18 protein-coding genes are annotated in these 20,580 nt (G+C 44.5%); 11 read left to right on the top strand and 7 right to left on the bottom strand.

Going from position 1 to position 20,580, the window contains the following annotated elements:
- Window positions 1-422 precede the first annotated feature (422 nt).
- Window positions 423-1,886, bottom strand: coding sequence for a P-loop ATPase, Sll1717 family (locus RA178_RS19590; RefSeq protein ID WP_306683442.1), 1,464 nt, complete (start codon window positions 1,884-1,886; stop codon window positions 423-425).
- 510 nt (window positions 1,887-2,396) lie between these two features.
- Between RA178_RS19590 and uvrD the strand changes: the two genes are divergently transcribed.
- Window positions 2,397-4,565: a DNA helicase II gene (gene uvrD, locus RA178_RS19585; protein ID WP_306683441.1), complete on the top strand. Its 2,169-nt coding sequence runs from the start codon at window positions 2,397-2,399 to the stop codon at window positions 4,563-4,565.
- A gap of 138 nt (window positions 4,566-4,703) precedes the next feature.
- Entirely contained in the window at window positions 4,704-5,564 is an 861-nt protein-coding gene (gene ubiA / locus RA178_RS19580) for a 4-hydroxybenzoate octaprenyltransferase (RefSeq protein WP_306683439.1), read from the top strand.
- 6 nt (window positions 5,565-5,570) lie between these two features.
- Here ubiA and torT read toward each other — a convergent pair whose 3' ends face one another.
- Window positions 5,571-6,644, bottom strand: coding sequence for a TMAO reductase system periplasmic protein TorT (gene torT, locus RA178_RS19575; RefSeq protein WP_306683438.1), 1,074 nt, complete (start codon window positions 6,642-6,644; stop codon window positions 5,571-5,573).
- Between the two features lie 332 nt (window positions 6,645-6,976).
- Between torT and RA178_RS19570 the strand changes: the two genes are divergently transcribed.
- The 4 genes from RA178_RS19570 to RA178_RS19555 all read left to right on the top strand — a co-directional run bounded on the left by RA178_RS19570 (window position 6,977) and on the right by RA178_RS19555 (window position 10,997).
- A complete protein-coding gene (locus RA178_RS19570) occupies window positions 6,977-7,372 on the top strand; it encodes a VOC family protein (RefSeq protein WP_219234784.1) in 396 nt (131 codons plus the stop codon).
- A 34-nt stretch (window positions 7,373-7,406) separates the two neighbouring features.
- The gene (locus RA178_RS19565) at window positions 7,407-8,456 is read left to right on the top strand and encodes an NAD(P)H-dependent flavin oxidoreductase (protein ID WP_306683436.1); all 1,050 of its coding nucleotides are present in this window, start codon (window positions 7,407-7,409) and stop codon (window positions 8,454-8,456) included.
- Between the two features lie 131 nt (window positions 8,457-8,587).
- The gene (locus RA178_RS19560; protein WP_306683435.1) at window positions 8,588-9,766 is read left to right on the top strand and encodes a hypothetical protein; all 1,179 of its coding nucleotides are present in this window, start codon (window positions 8,588-8,590) and stop codon (window positions 9,764-9,766) included.
- Window positions 9,767-9,917: 151 nt separating this feature from the next.
- The gene (locus tag RA178_RS19555; RefSeq protein ID WP_168827747.1) at window positions 9,918-10,997 is read left to right on the top strand and encodes an AI-2E family transporter; all 1,080 of its coding nucleotides are present in this window, start codon (window positions 9,918-9,920) and stop codon (window positions 10,995-10,997) included.
- An 11-nt stretch (window positions 10,998-11,008) separates the two neighbouring features.
- Here RA178_RS19555 and RA178_RS19550 read toward each other — a convergent pair whose 3' ends face one another.
- The 5 genes from RA178_RS19550 to RA178_RS19530 form a co-directional block, all read right to left on the bottom strand.
- The gene (locus RA178_RS19550; protein WP_131524228.1) at window positions 11,009-11,296 is read right to left on the bottom strand and encodes a helix-hairpin-helix domain-containing protein; all 288 of its coding nucleotides are present in this window, start codon (window positions 11,294-11,296) and stop codon (window positions 11,009-11,011) included.
- Window positions 11,297-11,420: 124 nt separating this feature from the next.
- Window positions 11,421-11,999, bottom strand: a complete 579-nt coding sequence (locus tag RA178_RS19545; protein ID WP_105250355.1) for a nucleoside triphosphate pyrophosphohydrolase family protein — start codon at window positions 11,997-11,999, stop codon at window positions 11,421-11,423.
- 174 nt (window positions 12,000-12,173) lie between these two features.
- Entirely contained in the window at window positions 12,174-12,758 is a 585-nt protein-coding gene (locus RA178_RS19540; RefSeq protein WP_212599594.1) for a TlpA family protein disulfide reductase, read from the bottom strand.
- Window positions 12,759-12,774: 16 nt separating this feature from the next.
- Complete coding sequence (locus RA178_RS19535; RefSeq protein ID WP_105250353.1) at window positions 12,775-13,194, bottom strand: cytochrome c-type biogenesis protein; 420 nt, start codon at window positions 13,192-13,194, stop codon at window positions 12,775-12,777.
- Window positions 13,194-15,293 carry a heme lyase CcmF/NrfE family subunit gene (locus tag RA178_RS19530; RefSeq protein WP_263143150.1) on the bottom strand — a complete coding sequence of 700 codons (2,100 nt, stop codon included), beginning with the start codon at window positions 15,291-15,293 and terminating at the stop codon, window positions 13,194-13,196. Before RA178_RS19530 ends, RA178_RS19535 begins: the two co-directional genes overlap by 1 nt.
- A 549-nt stretch (window positions 15,294-15,842) precedes the next feature.
- Here RA178_RS19530 and sirA point away from each other — a divergent pair.
- The 5 genes from sirA to RA178_RS19505 all read left to right on the top strand — a co-directional run bounded on the left by sirA (window position 15,843) and on the right by RA178_RS19505 (window position 20,572).
- Window positions 15,843-17,906 carry a dissimilatory sulfite reductase SirA gene (gene sirA, locus RA178_RS19525; protein WP_306683434.1) on the top strand — a complete coding sequence of 688 codons (2,064 nt, stop codon included), beginning with the start codon at window positions 15,843-15,845 and terminating at the stop codon, window positions 17,904-17,906.
- Window positions 17,907-17,968: 62 nt separating this feature from the next.
- Complete coding sequence (locus tag RA178_RS19520; protein ID WP_028761786.1) at window positions 17,969-18,409, top strand: rhodanese-like domain-containing protein; 441 nt, start codon at window positions 17,969-17,971, stop codon at window positions 18,407-18,409.
- 85 nt (window positions 18,410-18,494) lie between these two features.
- Window positions 18,495-19,277 (top strand): FKBP-type peptidyl-prolyl cis-trans isomerase, encoded by a 783-nt coding sequence (locus RA178_RS19515; protein WP_105250349.1) that lies wholly within the window; start codon window positions 18,495-18,497, stop codon window positions 19,275-19,277.
- A gap of 34 nt (window positions 19,278-19,311) precedes the next feature.
- Window positions 19,312-19,992 (top strand): tetratricopeptide repeat protein, encoded by a 681-nt coding sequence (locus RA178_RS19510; RefSeq protein WP_251071121.1) that lies wholly within the window; start codon window positions 19,312-19,314, stop codon window positions 19,990-19,992.
- A gap of 88 nt (window positions 19,993-20,080) precedes the next feature.
- Window positions 20,081-20,572, top strand: a complete 492-nt coding sequence (locus RA178_RS19505) for a nitrous oxide reductase accessory protein NosL (RefSeq protein WP_219253156.1) — start codon at window positions 20,081-20,083, stop codon at window positions 20,570-20,572.
- Window positions 20,573-20,580: the final 8 nt, after the last annotated feature.

Raw genomic sequence — 20,580 nt, 5'->3', positions numbered from 1 at the left:
GAAAAAGTAACCAAGAAAAACAGGGTGAGTATTCTAACCGCGATCCGCCGCTACCTAAAGTTATTCTCATCGAGAAGGGGTTTGGGGCAGAGCTCCGCTGCTGATCTATCTGTTGAAATTCGTAATCTCATGTAGGTTTTTGGTAAGCGGGATTTTGTCCCAACTCTTGTTTGAATTATTTAATCAAAGTCAACGTCGTGGGGCTTCACCCCACCCCGACCAAGGAGGACTGCTCGTCCTATCCTCCTTGGATGCTCCATGACGTCCCCAACGGAGTTGAAAGCCCCTTGGGCAATTAGCGCACTTATGCTATCGCGTCAGACGCTCGTCCCTGATTCGACTGACGCTATCTCGGCATCTGATAGGCAGGATGCCTGAATGTCCTTAAACTGTGTCCTACATTAAGTTTTTGACCGCTGTATTTAAAACGCTTTACCTTGCACAATAGAAAGGTATGGACGATATAAAAATGGAATTTTAAATAATTTTTCAACTTTAGCTGTTCTAGATTCAAAAAAACCGATCTCGGCTAATCTGGTTGCAACTGCCTCAGTTGATTTTTGATCTGTTTCCCAAATGGCTGACAATGTTTCTAAATTATGTTCTGCTTTTGAGTTTTCTAGTTTTAATATGAATTGTCGTAAATCATTATATTCAGCAAACAAAGTTTGCTCTGTTCTGACTTTGGATACTTCTGATGCTGCAGCCTTAATTGACTGTCTACTTAAAATGTTGGGTTCTTCAGCTTGTGTATTGCCAATTTCAATGGATTTTATTTCATTTTTTACTGATTCATTGTAGAAATGAATTAACTCTCTTGGAGCAATATTATTTGAGCCATCTTTTGCTCTTGATTTAATCCAGTTGAATGTATCAGATTGCTTCCCTCCGATTTCTATTTGCTTGGGAAACATTTTATAATATAGGGTTTCCTGTTGAGTGTATTGGCTTAATATTTCACTCTTATTTATTTTGTATCTATCAATTACATCAGGGTTGTTTAATGCCCTAGATATTATCAAATTCATTAAATTTTGGTCTGACCACGATATGGTAGTTGTTCTTGTGATATGACTTGCTTCTCTAAAACCATCGCTAGTGATTCGTTTCCATACATCATCACGTAAAAATATCTTAAAGCGTAAATTCACGTGTTCTTCAATATCTCTATATGTTTTAAATAAGGCTCGAAGAGCATTTTTTTCCAATTCCAAAGATTGTTCAAATGCAACATCTAACCGGTCGAATAAAACCCATATTTTGATGTTTTTTTGTTGTAAATAATTGGCTAATATCTCAATTAAATCATCAACTGATTTGTAACCAGCTCTCTCTTGTTCATCAGTTGGACTTCTAAACGTTATTTTTCCAGTGAAACTTCCTTCTGCTGTTGGGCCTGCTTCTATTGATTCTACATCAGCCAGTCGTTTTGCAAAGCGCATTGCCTTGTTAATCATTTTCTTTAGTGTAGATTGTTCTTCTAACAATCCAGCTTCAACTAAGATTTCATAAGCTTTTTGAGCTTCTCCATCAGTATGGCCTGATTTTTTCAAGTAATTTGCTATTAGCTGACAAATATACAGTTTCCACAAATATATAAATTCAATTTCTTTTGTAGGTGGTTCTGTATTTATATCGGAAAAGACAGTAGCACCAGTCGGTTTTTCAGCTGAAATTAATATTATATTCTGAGCTTTAAAGTAATCTTGATTTTGTAGGGCTAAAGTGTACAAGGCGCTTTTTCCTGCCCCCTTTGAGCCAAAAACTACATCTACATCGCCATTTTTTAGTGAATTCCATTGCTCAGTTTCAACGAAGTATTCATAAAGTTTGGCGGCCTCATTTTCTGCTACACGATCGCCAAAATTAATTTTCTTTAGATCCATTACTATTACCTTTAAATATCAATAAATAACAAAAGCAAATCAGCCACCCATTTTAAATCAACAACATAATGTACTTTCCGTTTGCCTACAACTTGTAAAGTTAACATTATTTAAAAAAGAGCCATCAAAAGTCGCAGGGGCAGCATCAGAGGCTATAAATTGAGCTAATTCCTTTAAAAATTGGATATTTCAGACGAGGTATATCGTCCCATAGTGCTTGGAATTAATGAGCCACCCATTGTTAAATTTACAGAGTGCATGCTTGTAAGAATGGGTTCAGATTACTGTAGGGGTTGGCAAGATTAAGCACTGGCATGGAAGTGACCGTCCGTGACATGGACGTCACGGTCGAGCACACAGGGATGTGCTTGCTGCGTGTCACTGGAATGACAGTGCTTAAGAATGGACTGTTCCATACCACTCTCCTTATGATGCCTCTTGTCTTGTGGATCAAACGCGCAGGCGGGTTTTCTTCTGTTATAATGCCCCCTCGATTTTTTGGAGGCGAGAATGGACGTATCTTCTTTACTAGACGGCCTGAATGATAAGCAGCGCGAGGCTGTCGCGGCACCGCAATCTAGCATGTTAGTGTTGGCGGGCGCGGGCAGTGGTAAAACTCGGGTGTTGACCCACCGCATTGCGTGGCTGATGCAGGTTGAACAGCAGAGTCCTTACTCGATTCTTGCGGTGACGTTTACCAATAAAGCTGCGGCTGAGATGCGCGAGCGAGTTGAAAAAGTCGCTGGCACCAATATGGGCCGCATGTGGATTGGCACTTTCCACGGCTTGGCGCATCGCTTGTTGCGCACTCACTTCCAAGATGCGGGTTTACCGCAAAGTTTCCAAATCCTCGATTCTGACGATCAAGTGCGCTTGATCAAACGTATTCTTAAAAGCTTGAATTTGGATGAGAAACAATATCCTCCACGCCAAGCTCAGGGTTATATCAATGGTAAAAAAGACCAAGGATTACGCCCTAAACATATCGATGCGGGCGGTTTTCCGCTTGAGCAGAATCTGCTAAAAATCTATCAGGTTTACCAAGAGTCTTGTGACCGCGCTGGTTTAGTCGATTTTGCCGAAATCCTATTACGTGCCCATGAGTTATGGCTCAATAAGCCGCACTTGTTGGCCCATTATCAAGACAGATTCAAACATATTTTGGTGGACGAGTTCCAAGATACCAACGCGATCCAATATGCGTGGATCCGCGTGCTTGCCGGTCAAACTGCCAATGTGATGATAGTGGGTGATGACGACCAATCGATTTACGGTTGGCGCGGTGCTCAGGTTGAAAACCTACACCGATTCTTAAAAGATTTCCCGAGTGCGACCACGATTCGCCTCGAGCAAAACTATCGCTCGAAGGGCAATATCCTTAAAGCGTCCAACGCCTTAATCGCCAATAACCCAGAACGTATGGGCAAAGAGTTGTGGACGGATGAAGCCGATGGCGATCCGATTTCGCTCTATTGCGCCTTTAATGAAATGGACGAGGCGCGCTTTATTGTCGGTCGAATTAATGATTGGCACGAAAAGGGCGGCAACCTCAGTGATTGTGCGATTTTATATCGTTCTAACGCTCAGTCGCGGGTATTGGAAGAAGCCTTATTACACAAAGGGTTAGCCTATCGCATCTACGGCGGTTTACGCTTCTTCGAACGCCAAGAAATTAAAGATGCCATGGGTTACCTACGGCTGATTAATAACAAAGACGACGATGCGGCGTTTGAGCGTGTAGTGAATACGCCGCCCCGTGGCATTGGCGATCGCACTTTAGATATTTTGCGCTCCACGGCGCGCCAGCATGAGTTAACCCTGTGGCAGGCGAGTGTGCGTTTGCTCGACGAGAAAGTGCTTGCGGGTCGCGCAGCAAATTCTGTGCGTGGTTTCATGGACTTAATCATGACGATGCGTGAAGACACCCAAGATATGGTGCTGTATCGCATGGCCGATACAGTGATCCAAGCTTCGGGCCTTAAGGCCATGTATGAAGCCGAAAAGGGCGAAAAAGCCCACGCTAGAATCGAAAACTTAGAAGAACTCGTCACGGCGGCGCGTACTTTCGAAATGCCAGAAGAGCTGGAGGACATGGGCGAACTTAACGGTTTCCTATCCCACGCGGCGCTCGAAGCAGGCGAAGGCCAAGCCGATGCCTTTACCGATGCGGTGCAGCTAATGACGCTGCATTCTGCTAAAGGGTTAGAGTTCACTATGGTGTTCATGGCGGGTGTCGAAGAAGGGATCTTCCCGAGTAAAATGGCGCTCGAAGAGGGCGATAGACTCGATGAAGAACGCCGTCTCTGCTATGTGGGCATGACCCGCGCCATGGAAAAACTCTACATTACCTATGCGGAATCACGCCGTATTTATGGCCGCGAAGATTACGCGCGGCCATCGCGTTTTATCAAAGAGATCCCGCCGCAATATGTGGATGAAATCCGTCTTAAGGCGCAGGTTTCAACGCCGATGGCGAATAATCGTTTCAGCGCCCAAAAATCGGCTGCCACAAACGATACGGGTTTTAACGTCGGCCAACGAGTCAATCATCCTAAATTTGGTGAAGGTAAAGTGACCAACTTTGAGGGCAGCGGTGCCCAAGGGCGAGTTCAAGTGAGCTTTACTGACTTTGGCAGCAAGTGGTTAGTGGTGGCTTACGCTCGGTTAGAGGCGCTTTAATACCAGCCCTGAACGCGATGAATGTCAGCTTTTTATGACACGCTTTTAGGGCGTAAATTCGCATCGGGAGAAGCATGGGTATATGATGCTAATCCTGAAACCGAGTGGAAACTTGAGGGTATTGGGAGTACCTAGTTAATGAATTTAAAGCAGAAGTGGGATGTGTATTCCCGTCTTACTCGAATCGACCGTCCCATAGGTACGCTATTGTTGATGTGGCCATGCTTGATGGCGCTGATGTTAGCGGCGGGTGGTATGCCCGATCTTAAGGTATTGATCATCTTTATTATTGGCGTGGTGATCATGCGTGCCTGTGGCTGCATTATTAACGACTATGCCGATCGCGATCTCGACTCTTTTGTGGAACGTACTAAATCTCGGCCGCTGGCCAGTGGTGAAATCAGCACTAAAGAAGCCTTAATACTGTTCGTCGTTTTAGGTTTGTCTGCTTTTGGTTTAGTCTTATTACTCAATGGATTAGTGGTTAAATTATCCGTTGTTGGTATTATCCTCACTATCATTTATCCCTTCACTAAACGCATCACCAATATGCCGCAGATGTTTCTAGGCGTGGTGTGGAGTTGGTCTATCCCTATGGCTTACGCCGCACAGACGGGTGAAGTACCCATCGAGGCTTGGTGGTTATTTGCGGCCAATTGGTTTTGGACTGTCGCCTACGATACCATGTATGCCATGGTCGATAGGGATGATGATTTAAAGGTGGGCATTAAATCCACTGCGATTTTGTTCGGTAAATATGACCGCCAAATCATAGGGCTATTTCAGCTTGCTGCGCTGGCTTGTTTTATCGCCGCCGGTTGGAGCGCCGATCGTGGTTTACTCTATGGCCTAGGTTTACTGACTTTTGTCGGCTTTAGTACTTACCAGCAAATGCTGATCTTTGAACGCAAACGAGCCCCTTGTTTTAAAGCCTTCCTCAATAACAATTGGGCGGGACTCGCATTATTTGTTGGGCTTGGCGCCGATTATTTAGTTTAGTGAGCATCATTTTTGTTGTGGTAGATCCTGATGGATCATCCACTGATTCTGTGGCGCTAGTATTTGTTCTAAATCAATCTGGTGGATGTTGTCTTGGGAGATGACCTTGATAACTGGGCTCACTCTGTGGGGATAAGGCGCACCTTCGAGTGCGCGCACCGCGAGATCGATGGCAATCCGAGCCTGCAATACTGGTGAGTCGCTGACCGTCGCGAGTAACTGTTTTTTCTGCACTAATTCTATGGTCTGTGCATTCGAGTAGAATGCGATGACTTTTCCCGTTTTATTCCTACGCCCGTCTAAATAGCGCGCCGCGAAAGTGGCGGCAACTGCATTGGCGATTACATAATCTACACTTTGTTTAGTAAGCACTTTTCGCACTAAATCAGCTTGAATAAATAACTCCGTAGTGCCAAACCCTCCTTCAATTGTGTCGAACTCTTGTTTAGCTGCCGCCCGCCTAAATCCTTGTTCCGCCGCCATAACCCAAGAGGCATCCTTAGGCCCTGGAAACCAAGCAACTTTAAGTTTCACTGGCGCTTTATCGACAGAGTCTCGTTGCTGCGATGCAATATACTCAATCGCCGCCGCAGACATATCTTCAAAGCTGACTAAGGAGCGACTCGTGAGTTTGTCGGTCGCGATACCATTCACTAAATCAATAACAGGAATGCCCGAAGCAGAGAGTTGTTCGATATCCGCAATCAGTCCATCGGCCGTATTCGCAGCAATAATATAGGCTTGAGCTTTGAGGGCTTGGCAATCATAGAGTTGTTGTTTTTGTTGCTCAATATTGTCATATCCTCCAGCATCATAAATGCCGAGAGTTACACCTTGACGTTCGGCTTCCTGCGATAACCCAAAGGCGACGCCCCACCAATATTGGTCTTTACCATGGGGAAGTAAGGCGCAGATCCGCCATGCTTTTTTGGCTTGAGTGAGTGGTGTGTATGCCGTTTTTTTGCCATCAGCAATCACATCGGCGGGATACCAAGTTGCCTGCACTGCAAAGGCGAAACTATAGAGGATTAAGGTGAGGCAAATCCTGAGGGAGTAAGCGAAGAATGCAGTAAAGTGCATAGGATCATCATGTTAAGTTAACAATAGATTAAGCATAGATGAATGATCCATAGTTGCTAAGTCGATGCTAAATAAAGCTGATTTATTCTTAATAACCAGTGTCATGAAGTGTTATGGCACTTTTATGATGGGCTGCAGAGTGGTTGAAATTGTAGGGTCGTCTTACATTAGCAGGCTTTACGCTTTGACTTGTTCACTGAATGCTTAAGTTTACATTTCACGCTAAAGGCTTAATTGCCACAGCTGGTTTTTGCCATAGTGCTTAGTCTATAGTCATTGGCTTATAGTGGTTTTTTATGATCAATTTCATGCTTAGGTAACAAGGAATCGTTATGTTTATTCCGTCAGGATTTGCACGGGTTAGCCCGTATATGATGATCGCTGATGCCGATAGTTTAGTGGTTTTTTTACAGCAAGCCTTTGATGCTAAAGCGCTACATATTTCCCGTCGGGCTGATGGCAAAATAGCTAATGCACAGATGCAAATCGGCGACTGTTTATTTATGTTGAGTGAGGCGAGTGAAGCTTTTCCGCCTATGCCCGCATCTTATTATTTATATGTGGAAAATGCCGATAAAATGGTGGCTCAGGCACTCGCCGCTGCGGGTGAATTAGTGATGGAAGTGGCGAATATGCCCTATGGCGATCGCCAAGGTGGAGTGCGGGATCCCGTGGGCAATCTGTGGTGGATCTCCCAGCGTTTAGCCGCGGGGCCATATCAGGATTGAGCATCAAGTGATAACAAGTCAAAGGAGGTGATGTATGCCGTGTCAGTTAACCCGATTATTTGGAATCGAATTACCGATTATTCAAGCGCCAATGGCGGGTGTTCAGGGCAGTGCCTTAGCGATAGCTGTGTCGCAAGCGGGGGCGTTGGGATCTTTGCCCTGCGCCATGTTATCCCTCGAAGCCTTAGATACCGCCTTGACACATATTCGCACCCAGACGACTAAGCCCATCAATGTAAACTTCTTTTGTCATCATGAACCTGAACCGCAAGCAGCGAAACAAGCCGCATGGCTTAATCAACTAGCGCCTTATTTTTCTGAGTTGGGTGTCAATTCTGATAGCCAAACCGTGGGGGCACAACGCGCGCCATATACCAGCACCCAGGCTGCAGTGTTAGCTAAATTTAAACCTGAGGTGGTGAGTTTTCATTTTGGCTTACCGAATGAAGATTTGTTGCTGGAGATAAAGTCTTGGGGTTCAAAAATCATTTCGACAGCGACAACTGTAGAAGAAGCCCTATGGCTAGAAGCGCGTGGTGCGGATGCCATTATTGCGCAGGGTTTAGAGGCCGGAGGTCACAGGGGGCATTTTTTATCCGATGATTTAACCGAGCAATTAGGCACTTTTAGTCTATTGCCGCAAATCATTGCCGCCGTTGATATTCCTGTTATTGCAGCGGGTGGCATAGTCGATGCCAAGACAGTGCGCGCCGCTATGGCGATGGGCGCTTCGGCGGTGCAAGTGGGGACGGCATACTTACTCTGTCCCGAATGCACCACCAGTGATATTCACCGTGCCGCCCTGCAAAGTGAGGCAGCACAGCATACGGCTCTGACTAACTTATTCACTGGTCGACCCGCCCGTGGAATTATGAATCGTTTTATGGCAGAGCTTGGCCCCATCAATAATGCCGCACCGGATTTTCCGCTCGCCTCAAGTGCCGTCGCAGTATTGCGAAGCGCCGCTGAACAACAAGGATTTGGTGATTTTAGCCCACTTTGGTGCGGCCAAAATGCAACAGGTTGTCAGGCGATTCCCGCCGCAGAGCTGACGAGGCAATTGGCGTTAGGTTTGATGGTCTAATGCTCATTTTGAGCGTTTTTAAGCCAGCGTTGTATTCATGGTTTTATCCATTATGTTATTGATAAGCCAAGCTACTTTTTGGGTTTTCACTATCGCATAGGCTTGGCTAGATCAACTGACAAGGATGTTAAATGCTAAAACTTCGACTAAGACGCCCAGCTAAATATCGAATTTATTTTCTCATTTTGATGATTATTGTGTATTGGCTTGGGTTTAATTTACTGCCAGAACAGTTAACGCAAACAAGTGAGCAGTTGTCCTTGGCACTCGTCAGTGCGCTATATTTTGTGTTGTTACCTCTGCTCTATTGGTATTGGATTATCAAAATTGGTGCGCAAAAACGCTGGAGAATATTGGTTATTCTAAGTTTGAGCAGCCTCATGGCTCGCCTCAGTTATCCTCCTAAAATAGCAGAGTATTTCGAGTTTATCGCTTGGCTGCGTTTCCCTATTATTGCGATATTGTTGCTCATCGAATTGTACTTGATGGTGAGTATTATTAAGGGATTGTGGCAGGCGAGGAAGGCTTCAGGCGATCCAAGATTAGCGATCATTGCTCAGTATGTTGAAACAGTGGAGCAAGAGAAGGGTGATGAAGCGAATGAACTTAGAACACTTAACATTAAGGGTGCATCAAACACTGATTTTTCAAAGAATCAAATGCTTGACGATAAAAAGCTGACCTTAGGTTTAATACTCGCCACTGAACCCGCGAGCTGGTATTACGCTATTCCTTATTTTTCCCGTCGCCACCCTTTATCCATCACTCAGCTTAAGTTGCTCAGTGCCCAGCCTTGGCATGCATTAGTCATCATAATGTGTTTAATCGCTGCTGCCACAGTGAGTTACACACTAGTCGATAATATGAGTCATATTGCTGCCGTATTCGTTTCTGGTTTGATCTTGTATTCAGTGGTATTAATTACTGCCAATTACCGTATCAGTCGTTATTACTCCCTGTATCAAAGGGAAGGTAAGCTCATTATCAATAATGGTATCTGGGGTTTTATGTCGATCGATTTAACCCAGATAAGTGAACTGAAATTGGGAACATTTTTGACTCATGTACAGCCACAGCAAATGGGGGGGAAATCGGTAGGTGATTCAACTGCAATCAATGCAACAGAAATATTGACGATAGGCCGCGGTGATACCGCGAATGTGCAGCTGATTTTTAAGCGGCCCCAAACTTATTATGGCGGCATGGGACAATTGACTGAGCCGTTAACTGTGATCAATTTAGTAGTGGATGAACCCCAAGTGTTAGCTGATGCATTGGGCATACTCCAAAATTACAAAAAAGTTTCTTAGAATAGATTTATAACCATGAAATCACATGCTAATTAGATGATTTATCGACCAATCTGAGTTAGTCTGCTTAGCGTTTATAAGAGTGTATTTGCGCGCTCAATGTCGTATAGCCTATTGTTTAATCATCTAAGTTTTTGGGAGCCGTACCACTATGACGCCGATTTTCAGTAATGCCGCTATTGGTCGTAGTTTGTTGGTTTTGCTCTTGTGTGCTGGCGTATTCTTTTTTATCGATTTTTTAGTGCCCGCCTTAGCTGCATTGATTGTGTGTTTTTCAAGTTGGCCTCTCTATCAAAAACTATTGGCAAAATGCGGTGGTCGCTCGGCGTTGGCGGCAACCATTGCCCTATGTTGTATTGTGCTCGGGCTGATTATTCCGCTGGTGTTTGTATTTTCCTATGCGTTACAAGAGATTAGAACTTGGGTCGATTGGTTGGTGTTTACTAACCAACACGGTTCGCCCGTGCCCTTGTGGATCAAAGATTTACCTTGGATGGGTGAATGGTTAACCCTGCAATGGCAGCAGTTTATTGGTGAACCCCATGAATTAGGCCAAATTATCAGTGCCATTAGTGGCCAGAATTTGAGTGGCATTTCCCGTTGGGTGCTGCAATTGGGTTGGAATACTTTAGGGTTGTTATTGACCTTACTTTTTATGTTGATCACTTTGTTTTTCCTCTATAAAGATGGTCCGCAAGTGGCTAAACAGTTGGATATCGTGGGTGAGCGAGTGCTGCCTGCTCGTTGGCATAGTTTCTCCCGTGTGGTGCCTGCAACAGTCAGTTCTACCGTGATAGGTATGACGCTTATCGCAATTGGTGAGGGCATAGTGCTGGGGATTGCCTATTGGATTGCGGGAGTACCTTCGGCCGTGGCTTTTGGGGTGTTAACCGCCTTTATGGCCTTGGTTCCTGGCGGCGCGCCAACCATGTTTACCTTGATTTCACTCTATCTTGTCGGCACAGGCGATATGACGGCGGGTGTCGGTTTGTTTCTTTGGGGCAGCATAGAGTTGTTTATTGTTGATAAAACCCTGCGGCCCAATCTTGTCGGTGGGCCGATTAAATTGCCTTTCTTACCGACTTTTTTCGGTTTGATCGGCGGCGTAAAAACCATGGGTTTTGTCGGTTTGTTTGTTGGTCCAGTATTGATGGCCCTACTGGTGGCCATTTGGCGTGAGTGGTTAAGGGAAGAGCCCGAAACGATAATGGGTAAACAGGAGGATAAATAGTCGCTAAAGCTTCATTTCTCTAAGGTATTTTTGCGCTCATCGGTGTAAAACCACCAAGGTTTAGGATCTTCACCTGCCATAAAACGGGTGATGGAGATAAACACATCGAGCATACAGGGGTCGTGTCTTTTGCCCGTTTTGTCGCACAGCGTTTGATACAGCTCGTAGGGGTTTCTATCTAACAACTGCTCAGGCTTATCTATGCCAAGCAAACGTAAATCCGCCGCACAGGCTTTGCCAATATTGGGTAAATCAGTCAATTGCTTAACCTCAGCACGCACGACTTTTGCTGGATTCATACGGATTGCCTCGTTAAAACACACGCTGAAAAGTCATTACTGCTGGATAATCGCTTAGGCGAGATAATTGCCTTGGCGAAATAAGAGCCTGCAAATAACAGGCTCTTAAAAAAAGCTATAAAATCTAGGCTTTAACCAGTGTAGTCAGATCCGCTGGGCGGTAGTAAACCGATTTTAGTACCTTACCTTGGCGAACCACTTTACCTGCCATTTCCACATCTTTAGCGCATTTGGCTATGATGAAATCACCTTGCTGACTACCGACAATTTCAACACCTTGTTTGGCATAGAAGGCAATGGTCTCGGCCAGTTCTTGCTCGTTACGGCACACTTTACTCATATTGCTCGAGTGGACTTCATCCCAGCAGCTAATAAAGTCGATTTCACGGTTTTGAGCCACGCAAAGCAACAAGTCAATCAGGTAACTGATTTCGAGTCTGTCTGTCATTGCTTGCGCGCCTAAGTGCACTAAACGGCCCATTAATACGTATACAGAATCGACGATGGCATCGGCCTGTTCGATACGGCTATCGGCTTCGGCAAGTTCAGTTAACTCCTCAATAATCAGTGAAGTATGTAAGGTATCGGCCTTGTCATCTAAAGAATCAACATCATTAACTGGCAAGTCGAAGGTGCTACGAAACTCACTGATATCACGATATAAGTGGTCATAAATAGGTTGAGTTAAGCGGGTGAGTTTCATCTGATTTGCCTTGAAATAAAGAGTTTGGCGGCAATTTTAAAGAAATGCGTCGCAGAATACAAAGATGGGGTAGAGATAAAAATACCCGCAGCCAAATAGGCGGCAGCGGGTTTCGGTAAATTTTGGCGGATGACCGAATGGAGAAATATATTGTGAGTCTGTGTTACTTGGTGATTATTGGCCGTATTTTGCAATCAGTTGATCAAGATAAGGGCCAACGTCTTTATCAGCCCAATCGAGATATCCCCGCACAAAACCGACAAGATTACCTTTAGCATCAAAAATATAACTGGCGGGTACGACATTCGCGGGAATGATTTGTTCTATGTTTTGCTCCGGGTCAAGCCAAGTGGCATAGCCGCTAAAGCCATGTTGGTTAAGAAAAGGGCGTACATCTTTAGATTCTTCATCGATAGAGATTGGAATGATGGCGATATTCTTCCCTTGATACTGCTGCTTAAGCTTTTGGAGTTCTGGAATTTCCCTTAAACAGGGTGCACACCAGGTTGCCCAAAGATTGACTAAAACCAATTTTCCTTGGTGCTGTTTTAGGGTTTGGGTTTGTCCTGATTCATCAATAAAGGGAACTTCTGGTACGCCGCGTGCGTGCTGCATTTCTATAAAACCAGTCATCACTAGGGGCTTAGGGAGGGGCTCTCCCGTACTGTAGAGTTTATTGTCTAGTGAGTGGGCTGAGCTGCTATTAGAAAACAGACCCAAACACGCCAGTAGAACAAAGGGAAAATAGTGTGATTTCATCTGGTTATCCTTTACTTCAAATAGTCGTTTGTGTTTTTCTACGGGTTACCAATGCGAGACACAACCCAACACCAAGCACTAATAACAGCAGTGGCCCAAACCAAAGTGCGAAGGTGGAGGCTTTAAATTCAGGTTGATAACGGATTTTTTGACCATAGCGTTGCACCATAAAATCGATAATCTCATCTTGGCTTTGCCCCTGTTCCAGCATCGAGAATATTTGTGCTTTGAGCTCGTGGGCGATTGGCGCCTGTGATTCAAATAGGCTCTGATTCGTCGCCATAGGGCAACGCAGCACTTTACTGATATCTATTGCCTGTTGCTGGTAGGAAAGGCTTGATATGGGCTGAGCTTGCGCGACGGATAAGCATGGGATCCCTATCCCACATAAGGTGATAGGGAGCAGTAAGACTAAAAAGCGCAATATTGGATTCATTAGGCAAGTGTCTCCTGTGGTTTGTGATGGGATAGGTTACCTAAGGTTGTTAAATCAGCTTGGTAGCTAAAATGGCGAGTAGGCCAAGCGGCAATCGCTCCACCTAGCATCATTAATAGCGCACCAAGCCAGATCCAACTCGCAAGGGGTTTATAGCTGATGCGGATAAGGTATTCGCTGTCACTTAATTGCAGCCCCATAGACACATAAATATCCCGCCAGAATCCATGATCGATACCCGCGTGGGACATTTCCATCCCATTGCTTTTAAAGGTTTGCCGTTGTGGTGTGATATAGCCTAAAACCCGTTCATCATTCGCTGCATCGCGGATACTGATATTGGCCTGAATGGCGGTAAAGCTGCTCGTTTCAACATTCTCAGTGCTTTCATACACTAAGACATAACTCGCTAAAGGCTTACCTTGACCAGGCCCCATTCGCAGTAGGGCTTCCTGTTCAAAAAAGGAGACGGATGTTGCACCAATAATAGTGATAGCCACCCCAAAGTGGGCGAATAGCATGGCTATAAACCCTTGTTTTGATGATTTAACGGGAGGATTTAAGCCGTGCTCATTGCGGTTTTGAGTTAATTGACGGGCATATATTCGTCTACCTAATCCCGAGGCTGCCAATATCGTGAGCAATAAACACACCAGCAACCAAAGTGCTGCGGCAGTGCCAAGGAGTAAAAATAAGCTATTGCCCGAGGCGGCCTGTAAGCTTACCCAGCCAGCGACGGCTAATATCACTAGGCTAGGAATGAGCAAGGAAGCGATACGAGTCTTTGAGGCATTTTGCCATTGCGCTATTTGCCATTGCACTAAGGGCGCAATGCCCATTAACAGGACAAGCAAGAAAGTGAGGGGGACAAATATAGCGTTGAAATAAGGGGCCCCCACTGAAAGTGTACCTAAATCGAGTAGCTCATAGATCAAAGGGTAAAATGTACCGAGTAATACGGAAAACCCTGCTACGACTAAGATAACGATCCCGAGCAGTAACAGCGTTTCCTTACTGAAAAGCGCGAAAGTCACATCCTGTTTTAAATGGTGGGCTTTGAGTGCAAAAATGAGTAACGCAGCCCCAACAAAAATCACTAATAAGCAGAGGATTGACATGCCACGGGTCGGATCGGCGGCAAAGGCATGTACCGATTGCACTATGCCGGAGCGCACCAAAAAGCTGCCGAGTAAACTGAGTGAAAATGCCAATAAGCACAGCAGTAAAGTCGTGAGTTTAAAGCCATGAGTATGTTGAGTGAGAATGAGGGAATGCACTAATGCTGTTGCCACAAGCCAAGGAATAAAGGAGGCGTTTTCTACCGGATCCCAAAACCACCAGCCACCCCAACCCAGTTCGTTATAGGCCCACCAAGACCCAAAGGCATTGCCGCCCGTTAGAAACACCCAGGCTAATAATACCCAAGGTCGTAAATAGTTAATTTGACGGGTATTAAAGCCACCACCGAGCAGTGATGCTAACGCTGCGGCAAAGCAAACAGTGAGGCCAACATAACCAAGAAAGAGCATGGGTGGATGCAGTATGAGTCCTATGTCTTGCAAAATAGGGTTAAGATCTCGCCCTTCAATCGGAATGTTAGGTAATAAACGGGCAAAGGGATTAGAGGTAAAGAGTAAAAATAGGTTAAAACCTAGGATCACTAACGCCAAAATGGCCAACAGCCTCGCAAAATACAGGGCGTCTTGGTATTTATCGCTGGCCTTATCCTGAGTGCAATCCGCCATCTTTATGCGATAACTAATGATCGCGCCCCAAAGGGCAATCGCAAATATCCAAAACAGCATTGACCCTTCGTGGCTGCCCCAAACGGCGGCCACTTTGTAACCCAATGCTAATTGGCTATTCGAGTGGTTTGCGACATAAGCAACAGAAAAATCATCAGTGACAAAGCCATAAATTAAGCAAAGAAGTGAAACAAATACCGAGGTAAATATAGCTCTAAAGAGTATCGGGCTTAATCCTACCAGATAGGCATTATTCTGCTTAATACCGATTAAAGGTAGTGCTGCAGAAAATAATGCCAATACGCTACTGATGATCAGTAATATATGTCCAATTTCTGGAAGCATAGTTGTCATTTATTATGCCTTAGAATAATGTGGTCGCGGTAATATAGTGTTTACAGTTGGCTATTTTACCCGTGTGATTTTTACATGCTGATTTTTATTAAGTTCGCTCAGAAACTTGAGTTATTTTCTTGTGATTTTAAATTTACATATAATCTTTTCGTAGTAAAAGTCAGTTTAATCACAAGATTTAATCACTGTTGATTTTAAGATTAGTCGAGTTTCGCATTTAATAATGTGATCTTATCCGTTATTAAATCATTCCTTTTTACGCTTGATGTTTTTTGAAAAATCAAACGCATTTTTAGTTTTTTTTATAACTGAAATGTGCTTTTTAACTTCTAAAAAATAAATGACATTAATTTTTTAAGTTATTGTATTTAATTCGTTTTAATTGATTTTATTCATCTTGATTTATCAGCGGGAATTTAGTGTGCTCTAGCTCTGATTTTTAATGGTTTTTTGCCTCCACCATGCTGTAACTGGTCAATTGTTTATGTCGTTCAGTGAGCAGTTAGGTTCAGTAGAAAATAAAAAACTAATGATAATTAGGAGTGAATGATGAAACGATGGAAATCCAAAATAGCACTCAGCGTGCTGTTTTGTTTAGGTACTATCGTCAGTGTGGCCGGAATAGCATCCGATGCTAAACCGGGCGAGGTAAAGCCTGGCTATGGTAATAAACAAATGAGTGCGGAAGCTCAGGGAATTATGGCTAATCCCGATCTAACACTAGAATCCCGTGGTGTAAGAACACTGCAGGATTATATTGTTCAGGAAAAAGAGTTGTTTGATTTTCTTTTTGAAAATCATCCGGTATTTAAATATGCCGAGCAAGGTCGTTTAAAAGGAACCTATAAGGTCAGTGACCGTGGTGAAGAATACTTACACGGTGGTGATAGCCAAAAATATAGCCAACATCAAGAGGGCAATCGCCCTATGGCATTGCAATATCGCCTCGGTGCCAAGTCGATTTTGGATTTCCCAAATAAGTTTGTTGGTCCTGAAAAATGTGGTGAGTGCCACGGCCCACAATATGAAAAGTGGAAACGTTCACGCCATTCAAAAACCTTACGTTTTCCGGGGAGTCATCCCGAAGTCGATAACGATTTAAATAAAACCATGTATGGCACTAAGGATACTTCTATCCTGCCAGACGGCATTACCCCTGATGCAATTTATGCGACGGTGGGAACACCAAGAACCAAATACGGCTTTATCGACAGCTACTTAGTACGCGGTACTTTCCATGTGAAAGACGGTTTACTCAAAGATGGTACTGGCACTATGGTCGCCGGCGGTAACCAATTCTCCCGTGGTTGGGCTGAATGGTTAACCCCTGAAATGGCGAAGAAAATTCAGAAAGTTATTCCTGAATTTCCAACTAAAATGGAAGATTTTGGCGCGAGTGGTTCACACCAGTGGGGTATGAGCTCCTATGGTGCTAAATACGAGAAGGAATTCTTATTCCAACCTGCGAGTTCCTATTGTGAAATGTGCCACACCTTTAAGTTTGATTTTAAAACTAAAGATGAGTTTTTTGCAGCCCTTGGTAATCCTAAAGAGCTCCAAAAACATACAGTGTCACTCGGTATTACCTGTGAAGAGTGCCATGGCGCAGGTGGTCATTTAGACGGCGGTATCGGTGGTGGTATGCCTTCTAACTGTGAGCGTTGTCACCAGCGTTTTAACTTCGTAGAAGAACTTGCGCAAACCCCACAGGGTAAAGAAAAACTGGAATATGCCTTTAACGTGAAGATGAAATCTTCGTGCCCATCTTGTGGTACAGAAGGTTCGCAAATGTTTGCCTCATCTCACTACGATAAGGGTATGCGTTGTTCTACCTGTCATGATCCACACGAAGTGACTGATGGTGATTGGAAATCCGGTATTACTAAACCAAAACTCATCAAAGAATGTACCGATTGCCATACGGCACAGGCTGAAATTGCGAGTAATACCAAGACCCACAGTAAACAAACTTGTCAAAGCTGTCATATGCCAAACATGGGTAGTTGTGAAAACTTCACCGCGATCCAGTTCCCTGATATGGCCGGTTTCGACAACGTTCGTAAATCGCACATGTGGAAAATCGATGTCGATCCATTGCGTAAGACGCTTAACCCACCTGAAGGTAAGTCTCGCGACTCATCCACTAAGGGCTGGACTGTGGCGAAGGACGAAAATGGCCATAACTACCTCGATCTGATGTGGACCTGTGCTCGTACTTCCGCTTCTGATCACGATGTAGTGGATAACAAAGGTTGCCATAGCCAATTTCAATCTAAGTTGGGTGAGGGTCTGCACTTTAAAGATCAACAGCAAATCTACGGCAAAGTTCAGAAGTGGCAAAAACCAGTGAAAGAAACCTATGCCAAAGTAGAAAAAGCCCTTATTAGCATCGATAAGTCGCCCAATATGACGAAGTTATCGGTAGAAGATAAGACACAAGTGCTGTTGTTGACCGATAAAGCTCAAGATGTCCTCAAGCTGATTAAAGCCGATGGTTCATGGGGTGTTCATGGTGCGCGTTACTCACAAAAACGCTTAGATGCCGCTTTGACCTATGTGACCCAAGCCCAAGCCATTATTGATGGTAATGCGCTGAGTGCGAAGAAAATATAGTTTAACTTGAGTCCTAGTTATCCCCGACACCTTTGGGTGTCGGGGAATATGAGAGCCTAATTATGCATAACATGCTTCGTCAAAGTGTAAGCCGAATATTGATGGTGTTGGCCTTAGGCGTGACTGCGATGCCAGTCATCGCCGGTGGTGGCTCAGAAATGTCTGAAGTGCCCTATAACGAAATCCAATTAAATCCCATTTCGATGATGGAAGCGGAAACCTTAGTCGGCAAGCAAGGCGTTTATTTTTTTGACGTAAATACACTGGAGATATGGGCAGAAGGTTTTATCCCCGGAGCAGTTTTTTTCAATGTTCAGAATTGGAGAGAGTTACTTCCAAAGAATAAAGATGCAGTCATGGTGTTTTACTGCGCTAACCGCCTTTGCACCAGCAGCAATATGGCGGCGAGAGAAACCATGAAGCTAGGTTACACAGGTGTGCGTCATATGGCCGATGGTATTTATGGCTGGCGTATGTCGGGTCGAGTAACAGAAAAACCTTAGTAACACACAGGACCGATGTTTTATCGGTTTGGTTTGCAGGGCCAAAAGGCGAAACCCACAGGGTTAACATTGTAGAGAACATAAAATGAAAACACGTATGCCAACTTCTTTTATCCCCAAAAGCATCACAGTGGCGACCTGCGCCGCATTATTTGTTTCGGTAGCCAGTTTTGCCGGCACAAGTCTGAAAACCGATGCAGATAAAACCTCTTACAGCATTGGTGCTTCTATTGGTAATTACATTTCTGGTCAAGTCTACAACCAAGTTGAATTGGGTTCAGAGGTGAATGTCGACTTAGTCGTGCAAGGTTTTGTGGATGCGCTTAAAGATAAACAGCAATTAACCGACGAAGAAGTGCTGACCTACCTGAACCAAAGAGCAGAACAACTCAATGCCGCAAGAACTGTCGTTGCTGAAAAACAAATGGCAGAAACTAAAAAGGCAAGTGCGGCATATCTTGCTGAAAATCAAAAAAAGTCTGGCGTTAAAGTCACCGCCTCTGGTCTTCAATACGAAGTCTTAACCCAAGGTAAAGGTCATAAACCCAATCCAGAAGATGTGGTCACAGTGGAATATGTTGGCACTCTTATCGATGGGACTGAGTTTGAAAATACGGTTGGACGTAAAGAGCCCACTCGGTTTGCATTAATGTCGGTGATCCCCGCTTGGGAAGAGGGATTAAAGTTGATGCCTGTGGGGTCTAAATACCGTTTTGTGGTACCTGCAAGCCTTGCCTATGGCACTGAAGCCGTAGGTATTATCCCTCCTGAGTCAGCACTTATCTTTGAAATTGAACTGAAAAATATTGAGAAACCCAGCGAAATGAAAGAGATGAAAAATAAAAAGATGATGCCTGCACACGGTTAATCAGGCTCCTAAAACGAGTTGTTTGGAGAGTGAAATGGAGACTGGAATGGTGAGCTTAGGACTAGGCATTGGCATCAGTTTACTGTTGTTTGTTGCTTACATTTACTGGCAACACATGCGTCTAAACCTAGTAATGGGAATCGCACAGTTGCCAAACATGTCGAGCAAAGTGCCCTTTGCGATGGGAATCGTCCTAGTGCTGCTTACCCTTGCTATCTACAGTCAAACAGGCCGTTTTAGAGATTGGGATCAAGGTCGGATTGATGAAAATATTGATTATTTAGTGGCGGCCGAGATCACCAAAGCCAGTCGTTGGGCTCAGAGTGAGCCGCAAAACACCTTGGCACTTATGTCATTAGCTCAGGCTTACAATGCGGGAGGTTTGTACTCAGATGCGGTGCTGACCTTAGATAAATTACTCGAAATAGGGGGAGAAGATGCCGAAGTGTTAGGGGCAAAAGCTAACGCGCTTTATTACCGCGAGCTTCGGCAAATGACACCTGAAACCCAAGAGGTGATTGCCAAAGCATTAGCACTCTCTCCCTTTGAGCCTCAAACCCATATGTTACTCGCGGCAGATGCTTACTTGCATGCTCGTAACCAAGAGGCCATTGACCATTGGCAGCTCCTGCTCAAACACAATGGGGACAGTATCAACCGTGAAGCAATCGATAATGCGATTGCAAAAGCACAAAGCAAAATGAATGAAAGATGAAACCCGTTCTATCAACCCTCGCCGTAAAGATCTGTCCCTGCAAGGAATCTGGCGAGGCGTTGATATTTTTAATAAAAGGATAAATAGGATGAAGAAATACTATGCATTGTTGCTGTTAGTGCCCTTGCTATTTGGCTGTAATAAAAGCGAGGCCACAGACCATGTTCATAAAGCCGAGATGATCCACGAGCATGACCGTTGTCATTTATGCGGCATGGTGATCACTAAATATCCTGGACCTAAAGGGCAAGTGCACCTCAAGGCTGAGAAAACGGTACCTAAGTTTTGTTCTAGCCGCGATATGTTTAACTTTGCATTACAGCCTGAAAATAAAAGACAAATTGATTACATGATGGTGCATGACGCGGGTACGACCGATTGGGATCAACCTGACGATGGCGCCTTTATTGATGCTCAAAATGCCTTCTATGTTTACGGTACGACTAAGAAAGCTGTGATGGGACCTGCCGTTGCCCCTTTTAGTACCAAAGCTGCCGCCGAAGCCTTTGCTAAGGAATACGGTGGCCGAGTGCTGAGATTTGATGACATCACCTTAGAACTGCTCGCGGGTGATAAATAAGGTTGTGA

This window comes from Shewanella oncorhynchi (assembly GCF_030848765.1).
GTDB classification, from domain to species: Bacteria; Pseudomonadota; Gammaproteobacteria; order Enterobacterales; family Shewanellaceae; genus Shewanella; species Shewanella oncorhynchi.
This window is presented reverse-complemented; position numbering and strand designations above follow the sequence as displayed.